Below are 15,367 nucleotides of genomic sequence, written 5' to 3'. Positions count from 1 at the left end.
TTGCTCTCCTCACGGTTGTCTTGAGTTATCTGGAGTAATCGTTCCGATCTGTCCATCGTTCTTGATTACGCCTACTCTAACGTTATTATAGTTTCCAAACATCCATTCACCGTCACCCTTAACTCTATTCTCAGGCAGATTTGCTACATGCTCACCTGACTTTTTGATATCTTCCGATGTCCACTCCTTAGGGAACCATGCTTGGCCCTCTCCACTTCGCTTTGCTTTATTTTTGTGATTAGGTATATTACCAACCCGTACACCATTCTCATATTCTTTAGTAATGTTAAATGGGATCTTATTTTTAAGTAGGTAATTAATATTATCTTGACCGTGACCACCATTGATTAATCTATTTTTAGAATTAAAATCTCCAAGTGAAGCATGGTGAATTCTTTCATTACTTACTGTAATTCTTCCACCAATCATACCTTTTGGGAATCCTAATCCTTCTTTCGGAACCTTATACCCTCTATTATACATTCCAGTAAAAGCCAATACGAGCTTAGCAGTCTGTAAACTTCCTATAGAAACTGCTGCTTGCCAAGCCGGTATGGATTCTCCAGTTACGGGATGATGACCTTCCTTAAATGCGCTGATCTGTTCATCATATATATCCCCACCACTAGACTCCGTTTGCTTCGGTCCAGCTCTCATTTCTTCATAGGTGCCACCCTGTTCCCAGTACTTAACAAACTCCTTTTGCCCTGGCATACCATCCTCCGCTTCACTTGCGGGCATGTTAACTCCAAACAAAGGATTATATACCATTCGTCTTTGTTCTTCTGTGTTACCTATATTATGATTCATCATTGTGTGGGCAGCAATCTGCCCAGCAACGGCTCCCAAGCTCACCTGTTCCTGATCTGCTTGTTCGAATCTCTCGGCAATCGCGAACAGATCTTGGGATGACTTAACCATACTTTCCAGTGCTCGATCAAGTACTGAACGTGACTGCTGAAAATCATAGAAAAATCGTTCTTGCGTTGCTCCCGCCCACTGAGACTGGATGAATCCGATCCGTGCGGTCAGGTCATTACGTATACCCTCCAACTGCTGCCTACCCTGCTCGATCTGTCTGGATACATGCAGCAGCCGCTCTGGTGTTACTTTAATTGTACTCATATCATTCTCCGCCGTTAAAATTAGGATTTTACCATGTTAGCAGAAGCTTGGTGTATATACATCCTTCTAACATCCTGATTTTTCCTTTCTCACCATAACAATATTTCCAACAACGTACTTCATATGTCCTAACTCAAAGGAAATCTTCTTAATCTCTTGATTTAATAGAAAACAATCCATAAACACACCAACGGGCACCCCGTCAACAATGCCGCTGTAAAACTGATCTGTGCCGCGACTCGTCCTCCGGTAAACTCTTGCCGTGAAAAGAGCATCCAGATCGAGAGGTACGTAGCGCCTAGTGGGAATGAAATTATTCCGCTAAACGTACTCGGTTCCATATACCCAATCATCATGCTTTTACCAATTAGGATTAGAGTAACCAATTCCAATATAGATAATATGAAAAACGCGATAGCAATTACTCTTTTCAAAATGTACACCTACTAACACAGATAAATCAAACATTTAACCTAAATGATCAATAAAAAACATCTTACTCTGATGAATCATCCTTCATTCGAGTGGCTAACTCATCCAATATCTCTTCTGTTCGTTGAAGAAGCTTTTCGATGTTGTCCAGTTCTATTGGCTGGTCGTTCGGGTAATCTGCTAGGGAAGAAATATGTTGTATCGTGCCGCTGAACAAAGCGATATCCAATCCGGGTTCAGTGTCCGTATGCACTAAAGGCAAGATTTCGTTCATGGTGAGTTCCTTGGGTGGATGTACTGAATGATACTTATGGATATAAAGCGCCTTAATCATGGAGGCTAGAGCCCAATCACATAGAATCAGGCAGGCTTTAAACTGATTGTGATTACGCATGATGGCGGCAATTTTGAGATGATATTTAGCATGTTGGTGATAGGCCATTATTGTGGTACGTAGCATATGGTAAGCAGGAGTATGTTTGGACCTAGGTTGTGTCGAGATATCATGGTCTTGCAAACGTGGGGTAAAATCTACTTGGTGATTACAATGTACTTCGGTTATGGACCAATTTCTTGCCATTGTCATCCCTCCAAAGAGTTAATACCAGTATTATACAATAAAATGATACATATAGTAATCAAATAAATTATTTGTATTCTTCGTTTGGTGTTTACCTTGAGGAAACTTGTCTACACTTTTGAACATAGAGAGGTGAATACCATGAACGAGGACAGAGAAGTTTTGAAGCTGGTCGGAGCCAGAATTCGCGCACTACGCAAAGAAAGAGGGTATTCACAGGAATCCCTCGGAGAAAAAGGTGGATTTCATTTTTCATACATAGGACAGATTGAACGTGGTGAAAAGAACGTTTCTTTGGTGAATCTGTCAAAGATCGCTGAGTCACTGGATGTTAATTTGATTCAATTATTTGCTTATGTTGACGATGAAATTACTATTTCAGGAGCAGAACAACAAATACAAGAAATCATATGTCTCCTTAGAGCATCGAATAAAAGAGAGTTAAAAATGATTAAAAGTATCATAACTGAAATTACTAACTCTAAAAATTTGTAGCTTTCAACACTTATAGTATTTCGTCAATTTGATAATCTTAATGTCCTAATACTTTGAAGGTTTTGAGATAGTATAGTTACTCACTGCTTTATTCGGCACGGAGAAGCATTTAATTTCTCGAAAAATTTTGAGGGCAGGAATTCGCTTTCTTTTAATACGCGAAACGAGCCTTCGATTTTCCTAGGCTCGTTTCGCGTATTAAAACTTTATTTTCTGACCTTCTTAAAGCAAAGTTCTTATAAGGTTGGATATAAACGTTAAGAATTGTTGGATCAGTCCTCTTAATTTCACATCAAAAGTGATCATTTATTTTTATAGTAATCTCTGCTAGGAGTACTGTTTTAGACGTCTCATCAAAAATTTACTTCTTATTCTCTCTAACATTTCAATTTCATTTAAGGATAGTTCTTTAAGAACAACGCTATCAACGTAAGATATAATCTCTCTTATAGAACTATTGTTTCTTATCATTCTATCTAATTTCTTAACTTTTCGTTTATCTATTTTCATATATGGAAGAGATAGAGATTTAAATTCACTTGGTACAAGTTCTCCTACCCCTCCCCCATAAAAACGACCATTATATTCACATAAAGTAATTGTAAGAGAATTGTAAAAACAAAAAGCTACCGATTGAGCGTTAAATGCTTTGAAAAGTCTTATATTATATGAAATATCAGTGGTATTAACTCTTGCTTCATTAATAACTAATTTAGGCAATAAATTGAATCTCTTAAAAAACATTAAATCACCAGACTTAATTAGAGGAACGTCAGGAACGTCAGCCAGCTTCGGGAGTTGATCGTCAGCACAGACGGCAGTCTGCGGATGTACTCATCCTTCTCACTCTCGATTGGCTCTGTCAGTCCGGCTTCGGCCAACATCCCTCGGAAATACCTTTTCCCCGTACGTCCACCATACAATTCAACTAGTGTCATCCCGTGATGCTCTACAAAATGAGCCAAGGTCAGCGGCAGTCCGGTGTCTTGCTGGAACGTTTGCAGCTTCTGGATCAACGCTCTGCGATTACGACTCATCTGCTTGAGGTTGCGCATGACGTATTCCTTCGCTTGTTTTTCCAATTGAATGAACGTGCCGCGAGGTAGATTTGAAAAGCCGTTCTCGATGTAGTGCGAGATGGAATGTTTAGTAGCGCCGATCAGGGCGCGGAATTTATCCTGGAACCTGTACTCCTGATGCGCTTGTCCGATGAAGTCGAGCACGGTCAGGCACTCTTTGCCATCGGCCATCCGTAGTCCACGTCCCAACTGTTGCAGGAATACGGTCAGACTCTCGGTAGGACGCAGGAACAGAATGGTGTTCACTTCCGGAATATCCACGCCCTCATTGTACAAGTCCACGACGAAGATCATGCGCAGTTCCCCGTTCACCAGCTGCCCTTTCGCAGAATGACGCTCCTGTTCGCTCGACCCGCCATGCAGGGCTATGGATGGAATGCCGGCTTCGTTAAATATTTTTGCCATATACATCGCATGATCCACCCCTACGCAGAACCCAAGCCCCTTCACATCGTCCAGATCGGTTACGTATTTGTTCAGACTTTGGATGATCTGGTTGGCACGGATTTTGTTATGGGTATAGAGCTTCTCCAGTTCGTTCAGATCGTAGCCTTTACGCGACCACTTCACCTGAGATAGATCGATAGTATCGGTGACGCCAAAATATTGAAAAGGACTCAGTAGCTTCCGGTCAATGGCATCGGTTAGACGGATCTCGGCGGCAATCGTATGATCGAAGTAGGCGGTAATGTCTCTGCCATCCATCCGTTCAGGCGTAGCAGTGAGTCCGAGTAGAATCTGCGGTTCGTAATGGGACAATAGCTTCTGGTATGAAGGTGCAGCGGCATGGTGAAATTCATCCACAATGATGTAATCGTAATAATCAGGGCTGATGATCTCCGTCAGCTTCATGGCGTTAAGACTCTGAATGCTAACAAACAAGTGGTCCAACGCCTCTGCTCGATGATTCCCGACATGCAGCTCGCCAAAGTTCATATCCTTCAGGATATACCGGAACGTGTCCCGGCTTTGCTTCAAGATTTCTTCCCGATGGGCGACAAAAAGTAGCTTGGCTCCAGCATGGCTTGCCCGGAATCGCTTGTAGTCAAAGGCAGAGATGACCGTTTTGCCTACGCCTGTGGCGGCGACGATCAGGTTGCGGTTTCGTCCGTACAGCGTACGCTCGGCGTGCAGCTGCTCCAGCACTTCTTTCTGATAATCGTAAGGCTGGATGTCGAGGTGGAAGTGGTTGGATTGATCTTTTTTACGATTCAGAGCCGCCTTCAACTGTGCCTCATGGCCTTCATCCTCAGCCACATACCGCGTAAATTCTCGGTCATTCCAATAACTCTCGAAGGTCGCTTCAATCTTGCGCAGCACGTCGAGTGAATCCTTCTCCGTCACCTTGAGGTTCCACTCCATACCACTGGTCAGCGCCGGGTTGGACAGGTTAGAAGAGCCGACATAAGCGGTGGTGAATCCAGTATCACGGTGGAAAATGTACGTTTTGGCGTGCAGCCGTGTCACTTTGGTATCATACGAAATCTGGATTTCGGTGTTAGGTAATTTGCTAAGTTCAGTTATAGCCTTGAGGTCGGTTGCTTCCATATAGGTGGTCGTGATGATCCGTAATTTCCCACCGCCCGCTGTGAATTGTTGAAGCTGTTCCAGCAGCAGGCGAAGCCCGCTGAATTTGATAAATGAAACTAGCCAATCGATCCGATCGGCGGTCACGATCTCCTTTTGCAACTCCAATAACATACTCGGTTCGGACTTTGCACCTGTGAATAAAGAGCTTTGGCTGATAGGCGTATCTGGACGAACGATTCTGGTATCTCGGACCGCACGAATGCTGTTCAACTTGGAATACACATGGGTCAATACTTCCCCCTGCTCATCCAGTTGCAATTCGTTGTACTCTTCTTCCCCTAGTGTGCCTTTCAGTGTAGCAATAATCTCATTACACGCTCGAATTTGTGCCAACACTGCCATCTTATCTTCCGTCTGTTCCCGCACAATCTTGAGCGCTCGCCGCGTCACCGCTGCCAAATACGTGGACAGCAGCTTGCGCGCTTCCTCTGCATCCAACTTCTCAGTCCCAATGTTATACACATCCGGGTCCAGCGCCGAAATCTCCTGCCTGGTGATGGTGTTAATAAGCTGTTCATATATGCCTTGTTTCATGAATGTACCTCGTGTGGGTGTAGGATGGTTGTGGATCGTTCTCTATGTATATGATGAGCTAAAAATTGTTTCTTCTATATTATCGACCAATCTGTGGAAGATTTCATTAGTTGTTTGATTTCATAGGAAAAAGCACCTCTACTTTTGGTTTGGTAGAAGTGCTTTTCTATGAATACGATTATGCGAAATATTAACCTAATGATCTACAGATTATTAAATATCAATCGGATCTTTCTCAACAAATTTTTCATACCAATTGTTTAATGGAAAATGTGAGACTTGTGTAATTTCTAGAGAGAGTGGTTTGATGGTAAAAGAGCCCCCCCGTTCAAAAAGTATAATTAACGGTTCATATATGTCTAGATACTGGCTGATGCTCGGAGTATTCTCTGCGTACTTCGCCAACTGTAGATAATATTCAAATATTCTTTTCACATATGAGTTTTGATTCAAATACGCAACAGCCTCCGAACTACAATAAGCTGAAATATCTAATTCCTCTTCTTGATCTCCTAGCAGTTTCGCCACATTTGTAAATGCAGGTGGCATAGGCTTCAGCTGCTCCGCTTTATAAAATTGAGCCATTCTTCTGAGAAATTCATATCCGAGTTTAGTATCCTCCTCAGAGATAACAGTACCTACTAAGGCCCAATTTATATTATTTAGTTTGGATACTGCATTTTTCAATGACATTCTGTTTCACCTCAACATTTAGTAATCAATCTTATCATCGTAGTACTTACCAAAATCCTTACTAGGATCGTAACCTGGAAAAGGCGGGGGATTGGGAGCTGTTACAGCAGCTTTATCATGAGCATTTTTCTCTGTATCTATTTTAAATGTCTCTAATTCCGCGCTCCAAGTCGACCGATCCCTCAGGGGCATTCCTTCACTCATTAACTCTTTTTCTCTTAATTCATGATTCGCTAATGTTTTAAACCAATCCTTCTCAGCTTCATTAAGATCACCGTTTTGAGCTTTCTTCCAAGCATATGCTATATCCCCGTCGGCTTGAAAGTAGTTTTCTTTATACGGTTTACCTTCTATGGACAAATTATAAGTGCTCAAGAATAGATGTCTTTTCATGTTAGTAACTTGTTCTTCTGTCAGTCCTGTATTTTTAGCAACAATAGGTACATCTTCAATTCCTTTTGTTCTAATTTCAATATAATTTCTTTCAAGATACGCCTGAAATCCATCTTTAGGAGGCGTAATATATTTCTTCATTTCTCCGGGGTCTGTAATAAACGTAAATTCTTTATTATGTGAGCCATTCTCCCCGTGCTCCTTCTTACCTCCCCCCGACCCACCCAGATCGGTATGCTTGTCATCCATCGAACGAAAAGCTTTCCCAAACAATACATACGCCAGAGCCTGACCTGTCATCGCTCCACCGTAATATCCTGCTCCATTCTCATCAATTTGCTTCTTCTGGTCTTCTACGAATTGCTCTATATCCGACCTCGCCGTTCCCGTGCCCCAGGCAGCATCCCATGCAAATTGAATACCACGCCCAACGTCTACAGCTTTACCGACGGTCATGGCATATGCCACACTGCCTATTGTACTAAACGGGTTAGAGAAGAAAGCTTCTGCTGTCTGCCCCATTCCCGTTATTGTTTCTCCTATGGATTTATCAAGTAGCCCTACAGCGAAATTGCGCTTCAGCTCTTCTGGGATGTACAACGCCACCTCGCCCGAGCCGTCCGTTGTTCTGAAGTTCTTTGCGATAAACGTAAACTCATTCTGGATCTTGTCCAACAGTCCGAGTGTAGTTGGGAACACTTCTTTTGCCTGCATAAAATCCCAGAAGAAACGCTCTCCGGTCACACCCGACCAATCGGATTGCAACATATAGATGGATTTCTCCAGTTCCCAGACCATTCGCTCCAGTTCCTGTTTCTTCTGCTGGACCAATCGAGCCTTCTCGTCCAACACATCGGGATGTACCTGAATACGTTGCATTCTATCTTCACCGCCAACCTGACCATAGTTTATGTACCTAAATTTTAACAAGTGAGAGTGAGGATTGGAATCAAACGGAAGGATCATTTCCTCAGAGGTTATCCGGTAGTTGGGCAACATCCTTGGGTAACCATTTTTGCACATTAATGCATGAATGAATACTGTTATGTCGACGAGAGTCTTGTACAAAAAGAACGACTTCTATCTCAGATAGAAGTCGCACAAGATAACGTTACAGCATGATTACATCGTCATTAAGACACTACAAATTGTACGACAATTGGAGTCCCTGCATTTAATGCATCTCCACCGGGAATTGTAATTGTAGTCGTGGTAGCCGAGGATGTATCTGCTGTTTGCATAAGGCCATTAATATAAAGATTGTAATAGTTGAACGTGCCTGGAAATGCCGTTGCAGCTACACCCGCGTCATTTGTAAAAGCTGTCGCAGCAATCGCAAACGTTGCTCCAGTCCCGGTTCCATCACCAATGGTTGCAGCAAATCTCAAACTGTTCTGAAAGGGTGTCACAAGTGGCATGTTTCTCACCTCCTACCTAACATAGTATATGTGGTAGGTTTGGGAGTAGTGAAGGCAAAGGAACCGGTAAATTAAACCAATTTTAACCATTTATGATATTGGTTGTTATTATAATTATCTCGATAGTAATAGGTGTCCCTGCAAAGATCACACCGTTTTGGGACGAAAAAGACAACCTATTCGCACTTACACTGTATGAGTTTCCTGGTTGAACGATTCCGTTGATATAAAGATTGTTAAAGCTGTTAAGTCCAATCCCGCCAAATTGGGTTATGCTGTCACCATCGTCATTAGTAAATGCTGTGGCAGGAATTATAACTGAGACCGACAAATCCAGATCGGTATCCGGAAAATAGAAGTAGCGGTTTGCCGTAGGAATGATTTCAATTCCGGGTATGGTGCCCGGCGGACCTTGCTCACCTGGGGGACCCGTTGGCCCTTGCACTCCGGGAATACCAGGTTGACCCGGCTCACCTTGAGGGCCTGCGGGACCCTGCACTCCGGGAACTCCCGGTTGACCCGGCTCACCTTGAGGGCCTGCGGGACCCTGCACTCCGGGAACTCCCGGTTGACCCGGCTCGCCTTGAGGGCCTGCGGGACCCTGCACTCCGGGAACTCCCGGTTGACCCGGCTCGCCTTGAGGGCCTGCGGGACCCTGTCCTCCGGGGAGCCCCGGTTGACCCGGCTCGCCTTGAGGGCCTGCTGGACCCTGTGCTCCGGGAACTCCCGGTTGACCCAGTCCACCTTGAGGGCCTGCTGGACCCTGCGCTCCGGGAATACCCGGTTGACCCGGCTCGCCGTGAGATCCCGCTGTGCCTTGAGCACCTGCAACACCTTGCGTTCCAGGGAGAATCACAGTCTTCAATTCATGTTGTCTCAATGGAGTGAGCGGTGGGCCAGGCTCACAACATACAGGATTGCTGCCTCCCCCTCTCGGTAATGCAATGACTTTTTTGTCACGGGCCATCTTCTGTGATCTTAATGGACGCTTCATTGAGCAGCGTTTTCTCCGATATGACCTACGGATAATATGGCATTTCTTTCGTTTTCCCAAGTGTTTGTTTCTGCATTTCGACGTAGAACGACTGGGCCTCAATTTGTTGAGGGTGGCTGTCCTTTTGTTCAGATACTTCAAAATGGTCATCTCCTTAGGCCAAGGCACACAGTATATATGCCCTATACTATGTCCTTAACACATTCGGAGAGTGTGCGAATAACTATGAGGGAAGCCCAATAAAAAAGACAAGAGTCCTGCTATAGTTGTCCTTTGTCTTGCCAGCATGGCTTCATTGTCTCCCCAGCAGGGCCTCGCAGATCATATTTTATGTTTAACTCAGACGATCAATGGGAGCAAACTTCTTTTTAGTAGACTCTTACCTCTTCTTAAAATGCTGAACGATCTCTTCGGGTTCCTGCGTCTCCAGTGTGATCTCGCCTTTCTCAAACAGGATCATGTACGGATATGATTTCAGACCAAAAATCTTCTCATAATTAAACTTATTTTCATCACGGACATTATAAAAGGTTACGTTAGTTATTGGGCCTTCTGCCCTCAAATTCTCGTTATTTACTTCATTTAATTGCGTCTGTAACTCAACAATAAATGGCCGCTCCGAAGGTCGGTCGGTAAATACAATGAGTGATGCATCATTTCTTTGATTTTGCGTTAGATAATCAATGGCTTTCTCTCTATTGTCCTGACCACATCCTGTTAATAGGAGTATTAATATACATAACATCCAGAACCTCTTCATCAAATCCCTCCTCCAGAATATGATATAATTGGTTATTAATGATCAACTGCACTTCAATACATTTTTTCTCTGAAAGGAGCACTCACATTGAACAAAAAGAATATTATCATTGCTCTCATTATTGGTCTTGTCATATTGCTACTTCCGCTTGTACTTTATTTTTTTGTTACTAATAAGGTAGAATCCGCACTTCCCGATTCAAACATCCCAACTCAAACCAAAACTGTAGAAGGGCTTACCATCACCCTGCTTAATGAAACCTATACAGATCATGAAGTGAAGTTGGGTTATGAGATTCAGGGCGGTGGGCAGTCAATTGCTTTGTACAGATAAAATCCCGATTTTCCACCTTTCATATAACTACAAAAACCTGCACAGCCAGCCTCGGCTTCACAGTTTTTATTAAGAAATTGCATGTGGATACATCTCATTTAAAGCTTAGGCATCCAAAAGGGGTTCTCTTCCTTCTCACAACCAGTTAAGACGTAAAAAATACGTCCCTGCTCACTCTTCATCGTCCTGATCCCTTTGCAGGTGTCGGTCTTCACTCCGTGTTTGGAGCCATAAGCATCCCTTGAGTTATCGTAAGTCGATTGAATAGCTGAGCCATCGTATATCAATTCCTGGATAATAGCCCCACCTTCAATGGTATACATCGTTACACGAACCTGATCCTGCTGTTTTTTCTCCACATTTTTCATAAATGTGTCCCACTTATCTTCGTTCCGTATGTCTCCATGAAGCACAACCACATCCCCGCTTTGCTCCGCTTGCTCTGGATTATGGGGCTCGATAATTTCTGGAAAAGCTTGCGTAATTCCGGAAGCATCCGTTGTTGGATCATTTGCTTCACAAGCAGTTAACAGCATTAAAGCTAACGATAGGATAAGCATACTTTTTCTCATTCCATCACCTCATGTATGAAACGCCTCAATCTTATCCTTTGTTGCATGATTATGCTTATTTTGTCATTTATCCGTAACCCTCCTGCTGTCCCGAACGTTTAGAATCATAGAAATGTATAAACAGGAACGAAAATTTTAGTGATTTATCATTCAGCAGGGGGTCTAATTTAATGACGTTAAAAACAATGATCGGTGTAGCACTGGCTCTATCTGTACTCATATCCACCCATTCAGCCAATACAGCGACTCTAGCTTCAACGAACGAACGGCAGTCAACCGGATTAGCCCATGAAATGGAGCGCTCCTTCCCAACATCTACATCTGTTCTGCTCATTGCCCCAACTCAACATGAAGGTCGTTCCGCATACAACGGCAGCTTCACAATGGTTGCTTCGAACGGGACACATGCCAACATATCAATTGGAAACAACAGCAACCACACGGTATATGTGAAGATGTATGTCGATGAAGTAAGTGAACCTATGGAGACATCTATCAGCAGAAATAGGGATAAAACGATCAGTTTGCTTGCATTACAAGATACGGATATTAAATTGTACATTTATAGCAGGATAGGTCATCACTTAGATCTCTCAGTTGAAGCAGAGCAGGTTCATTGATGTTTTCTTCCACATCTACATACAAGAAAAACCCCTTCACGCAAGCGATTCAGATCCACGTTCCCATGGACTGATGCCTGCTTGAAGGGGTTTTATATTTACATCACACTTATTTCTCGAAGCGGAACCAGTCAAAGTCAAACTGACTTCCCGGCAAGAAGATAAAGATTACCTTTTGCACACCTGTCACCCGTCCAAGCTCAAATACACGCTCCTCATATCCTTCAGATTGTGTGAACTCAACCAGCTGGTTACTCTGTCCATCCTCACCTGCGAAGCGGATATGAATTGTATTCTTATCTATTGGTGAATGGCCATGAATGACGAGCTTCGACGTGCCTTCTGCTGTAAAGTCCATGTTTTCGAACTCCAACGACACGTTGTTCCCGATACCTTCAACACGGTCACCCTCAATTTTGAACGTATCTCCATAAAGATGGTCACAGGATGCAGCCGCATTTTGTTCAAAAGCGCGACTCTGGGGCTCAAAAGAGAACCCTTTAATATGAATCTTCTGCTTCAACACAAAACAGATCGACGTAATCCCACTCAGGCGTTTGGACAGCTTATATGTCTCTTCCTGGTACACATTCCATTTGGATTCCTTGTCATATACCACATCAGCGATCATTGTGCTGCCTTCTTCATCCGGCATGCCTTCCCAGATCTGAATAAAGTACTCTTCACTCGACAATGCAAAGATCGGAATGGTGATCGTATCGGAACCATAGGGTCCAAAGTCGATATTGCGGAAGCCCACATGGGTCTCCCCGTCCCGACTTGTTGCTACACCGCGTTCATTCCCGTTACCAACCTCACCTTTGGTGTAATCATACAATCCGCCCGTGATGAAGCCGTATGGATCTTTGTATGCTGTTCCGAGACCCTCCGCCTTGAATTCCAGCTGGGAGATGAGTTTTGTTTTATCCGTACCATTTGTACTGGTAGCGCGAAGTCGGAACGCCCCGTCACCAATCGCGGATACTTTCACCGTATGTTGATTCTCTCCATTGCCATCCGTTCCCGCAGGAAGGACTTCCACCTTGGCAATATTGGATTCGATGCCCCCATCATTCACAGCAGCCCACTCGATGTCCCGGTAGGACGTGTTCTCCGGATACAGCTTGACGGTTACGACCAGCTCCGGGTTGGACGGATCGAGAAGCTGTCCTGATTCGCTGATGATCTCGATTTTCCGCAAAGGAATCTCCTGAGCGCTGCCCGTCAGCACCGGACGTTCTTCATTAACCATGAAGACGGAATGTATTTCTTTTTTATCACCATCGACATCCGTTGTATCCACAACCTGCACTTTATACTCAGCTGTGGCACCTTCCAATCCTTCCGAAGATACTTCAATCTGTACCGTTCCTGCTTCATTCGTTGCTCCGATAATGGCCATCAGTTTACCGCTAAACAACCTTCTGCTGAGCCCTTTGTATGGATCGTAGTCCGTGCTGTCTCCATTATCCAGACCCAGTAATCGCCCTGCACCGGACACCTGAACCTGGACGCGGTTGTTGGCATTGTGCACCGGATTACCCGCTTCGTCTTTCACCGTAATTTCCACGAAAATGAGATCTTTACCGCTCGCCTGTAGCTGCTCCCGATCCGCCTGCAGACGAATCTTCTTCGCATCCGTAAAAGAGCGTTGTACATCGGTTGCAATCACAACACCGTTCTCATCATAAGCGATCGCCTTCAGCTCACCCTCTTCATAAGGGACTTTCCACCAGCCGGATAGCTGTGTTCCATGGGCGTGATCAATATCGTAGGTGCCAATCGTCTCACCGTTGAGTTGCAGTTCAATCTTCGGTGCGTTGCTGCACACGCGTACATCAATGATCTGACCCGGGTTGAAATCCCAATAAGGGAACAGGTGAACCATCGGATTTTTCTTATAGTCCGTCCATGCCGCCTGGTAGATATAATAAGCGTCTTTCGGGAACGTTGCCGTGTCCAGCTGTCCAAAATACGAATTCTTCGTATGATACGGTGTCGGTTCGCCAATATAGTCGAATCCGGTCCACAGGAACTGCCCCAATGAATACGGACGATCCCGCTCAGCCAGAATGCAATATTCAGCCGACTTTGCGCCCCAGCTTGTCGTACTGTTCCCGAGTGCCGAGCACTGCTCATCATCATCAGCCAGAATCGGCTGTTCGAACGGGAAGTGATAGATGCCACGACTTTGCACCACTGATGAGGTCTCACTGCCATAGATGATCCAGTCCGGATGTTCTGCATGATGCTGATCATAGTATTTTTCAGCGTAGTTGTAACCTGCCAGCTTCACGATATCCGCACATTTCTGTGCATTTTCCCATGGCATATAGTTGGAACCAATCGTCACGCCCGCATTGCCTTTTGGATCAAATTCCAGCACATAATCCATCAGCATCCGAGTCACTTCCTGGCCGCGCTCATCCGCATGGGTATCATAGATTTCATTCCCGATACTCCACATGATTAGACTGACATGGTTACGGTCACGTTTCACCCAGCTCTTCACGTCCGTATGCGCCCACTCCGGGAAGAACCTCGCATAGTCATATGGCGTTTTGGCCCGTTCCCACATATCGAAGGCTTCAGATACCACGAGCATACCCATCTCGTCTGCAAGTTCCATGAACTCTTTGGCTGGCATATTATGCGCGGTGCGGATGGCGTTAACGCCCATTTCTTTGAGCAAAACGAATCTTCTACGCAATGCCGTCAGGTTAAATGCCGCTCCCAACGCCCCGAGATCATGGTGTTCACACACACCGTTCATCTTCGTGTGGACCCCGTTCAGATAGAAACCTTCGCTCGGATCCAGCTTAACGTCCTTGAATCCAATACGTTGGGATACAGCCTCAATGATCTCTTCACTCTGATCTTCCGAGATCAGTTTCAGTTCGGTGACCAGCTCATACAGATGCGGTGCATCTGGGCTCCACAGGTTTGGATTCTGCACAATGATCTGTTGGCTATCTGTCGATACAACCGCGTTCTCACCCACCGAAACCGCAACATTCGCTTGGTTGGATGCCACCACCTGACCTTCATACCGGATCGTATGCACCAACTCTGCCTGCTGATTCTGTTCCAGGTTCAGCTCCGTATCCACTTCCACCTGCCAGCCACCCGGTTGTTGCTTGATAGATACATACGTTCCATCCGTAACAATATGGTTGCGATCTCTTGTCTTCAGCCACACGTTGCGATAGATTCCAGCCCCGGAATACCATCTGCTGTTCGGGCTCTGATGCACCACTTTGACCAAAATTTCATTCTCGCCTTCCACCAGTGCATTTGTGATCTCATGTTCAAAAGCAGAATAGCCATACTTCCACTCCCCAACAAGCTGTCCGTTCACATACACGGAAGAGTCCATGTATACGCCATCAAAACAGAGCAAAAGCTGCTGCTCATCCTTCGTGTAATGGAACGTCTTACGGTACCATCCAATGCTGTCTTCATACAGTTCAAGCGTATTATATATCAGCCAATCATGGGGAAGCTCCACAGGTTCATACACCAGACCCGCAGGTTCCGTAACGTCCAGCTTACTTTTCACAAATTGCCATCCATCATTAAAAAGCCTCTTCTGATTCATGGTAGATTCTCACTTTCTTGAAGTAAATTATGATTGCGGTTACAACAGTTGATATCGATTTTTACGAAAACCTTTTCGATAATACACAAGTATGACTATAACACATAACCTGATTATATCATCAGTCTCTCTACTGTAACTCCATTTCACA

At 44.5% G+C, this 15,367-nt stretch carries 13 protein-coding genes and 1 pseudogene; 3 read left to right on the top strand and 11 right to left on the bottom strand.

The window, feature by feature from the left end; all coding sequences use genetic code 11:
* Window positions 1-9: 9 nt before the first annotated feature.
* Together F0220_RS05095 and F0220_RS05090 are read right to left on the bottom strand one after the other, a co-directional pair.
* Entirely contained in the window at window positions 10-1,125 is a 1,116-nt protein-coding gene (locus F0220_RS05095; RefSeq protein ID WP_149846305.1) for a WXG100 family type VII secretion target, read from the bottom strand.
* Between the two features lie 496 nt (window positions 1,126-1,621).
* Window positions 1,622-2,137, bottom strand: a complete 516-nt coding sequence (locus F0220_RS05090; RefSeq protein ID WP_188310517.1) for a HEPN domain-containing protein — start codon at window positions 2,135-2,137, stop codon at window positions 1,622-1,624.
* 141 nt (window positions 2,138-2,278) lie between these two features.
* Between F0220_RS05090 and F0220_RS05085 the strand changes: the two genes are divergently transcribed.
* Window positions 2,279-2,632, top strand: coding sequence for a helix-turn-helix domain-containing protein (locus F0220_RS05085; protein WP_149846303.1), 354 nt, complete (start codon window positions 2,279-2,281; stop codon window positions 2,630-2,632).
* A gap of 327 nt (window positions 2,633-2,959) precedes the next feature.
* Here the strand turns inward: F0220_RS05085 and F0220_RS05080 are convergent, their stop codons facing one another.
* The 7 genes and pseudogenes from F0220_RS05080 to F0220_RS05050 form a co-directional block, all read right to left on the bottom strand.
* On the bottom strand, window positions 2,960-3,352 hold the full coding sequence (locus tag F0220_RS05080) for a hypothetical protein (protein ID WP_149846302.1): 393 nt from the start codon (window positions 3,350-3,352) through the stop codon (window positions 2,960-2,962).
* Window positions 3,353-3,405: 53 nt separating this feature from the next.
* Window positions 3,406-5,835, bottom strand: a pseudogene (locus F0220_RS05075) (DEAD/DEAH box helicase family protein); the annotation flags it as partial.
* Window positions 5,836-6,048: 213 nt separating this feature from the next.
* Window positions 6,049-6,528, bottom strand: a complete 480-nt coding sequence (locus F0220_RS05070; protein ID WP_149846301.1) for a hypothetical protein — start codon at window positions 6,526-6,528, stop codon at window positions 6,049-6,051.
* An 18-nt stretch (window positions 6,529-6,546) separates the two neighbouring features.
* Window positions 6,547-7,800, bottom strand: coding sequence for a WXG100 family type VII secretion target (locus tag F0220_RS05065; protein WP_188310516.1), 1,254 nt, complete (start codon window positions 7,798-7,800; stop codon window positions 6,547-6,549).
* A 254-nt stretch (window positions 7,801-8,054) separates the two neighbouring features.
* Window positions 8,055-8,339, bottom strand: coding sequence for a DUF4183 domain-containing protein (locus F0220_RS05060; protein WP_091015856.1), 285 nt, complete (start codon window positions 8,337-8,339; stop codon window positions 8,055-8,057).
* Between the two features lie 82 nt (window positions 8,340-8,421).
* Window positions 8,422-9,333 carry a DUF4183 domain-containing protein gene (locus F0220_RS05055; protein WP_149846299.1) on the bottom strand — a complete coding sequence of 304 codons (912 nt, stop codon included), beginning with the start codon at window positions 9,331-9,333 and terminating at the stop codon, window positions 8,422-8,424.
* 379 nt (window positions 9,334-9,712) lie between these two features.
* Complete coding sequence (locus tag F0220_RS05050) at window positions 9,713-10,093, bottom strand: hypothetical protein (RefSeq protein ID WP_149846298.1); 381 nt, start codon at window positions 10,091-10,093, stop codon at window positions 9,713-9,715.
* An 87-nt stretch (window positions 10,094-10,180) separates the two neighbouring features.
* Between F0220_RS05050 and F0220_RS05045 the strand changes: the two genes are divergently transcribed.
* Window positions 10,181-10,426, top strand: coding sequence for a hypothetical protein (locus F0220_RS05045; RefSeq protein ID WP_149846297.1), 246 nt, complete (start codon window positions 10,181-10,183; stop codon window positions 10,424-10,426).
* A 98-nt stretch (window positions 10,427-10,524) separates the two neighbouring features.
* Here F0220_RS05045 and F0220_RS05040 read toward each other — a convergent pair whose 3' ends face one another.
* The gene (locus F0220_RS05040; protein WP_149846296.1) at window positions 10,525-10,998 is read right to left on the bottom strand and encodes a DUF4362 domain-containing protein; all 474 of its coding nucleotides are present in this window, start codon (window positions 10,996-10,998) and stop codon (window positions 10,525-10,527) included.
* Window positions 10,999-11,168: 170 nt separating this feature from the next.
* Here F0220_RS05040 and F0220_RS05035 point away from each other — a divergent pair, with 170 nt between their 5' ends.
* The gene (locus tag F0220_RS05035) at window positions 11,169-11,618 is read left to right on the top strand and encodes a hypothetical protein (protein ID WP_149846295.1); all 450 of its coding nucleotides are present in this window, start codon (window positions 11,169-11,171) and stop codon (window positions 11,616-11,618) included.
* A gap of 109 nt (window positions 11,619-11,727) precedes the next feature.
* Here F0220_RS05035 and F0220_RS05030 read toward each other — a convergent pair whose 3' ends face one another.
* Window positions 11,728-15,216, bottom strand: coding sequence for a glycoside hydrolase family 2 TIM barrel-domain containing protein (locus F0220_RS05030; RefSeq protein WP_149846294.1), 3,489 nt, complete (start codon window positions 15,214-15,216; stop codon window positions 11,728-11,730).
* Window positions 15,217-15,367: the final 151 nt, after the last annotated feature.

The sequence above is a fragment of the Paenibacillus sp. 37 genome, from assembly GCF_008386395.1.
In the GTDB taxonomy this organism is placed as follows: domain Bacteria; phylum Bacillota; class Bacilli; order Paenibacillales; family Paenibacillaceae; genus Paenibacillus; species Paenibacillus amylolyticus_B.
This window is presented reverse-complemented; position numbering and strand designations above follow the sequence as displayed.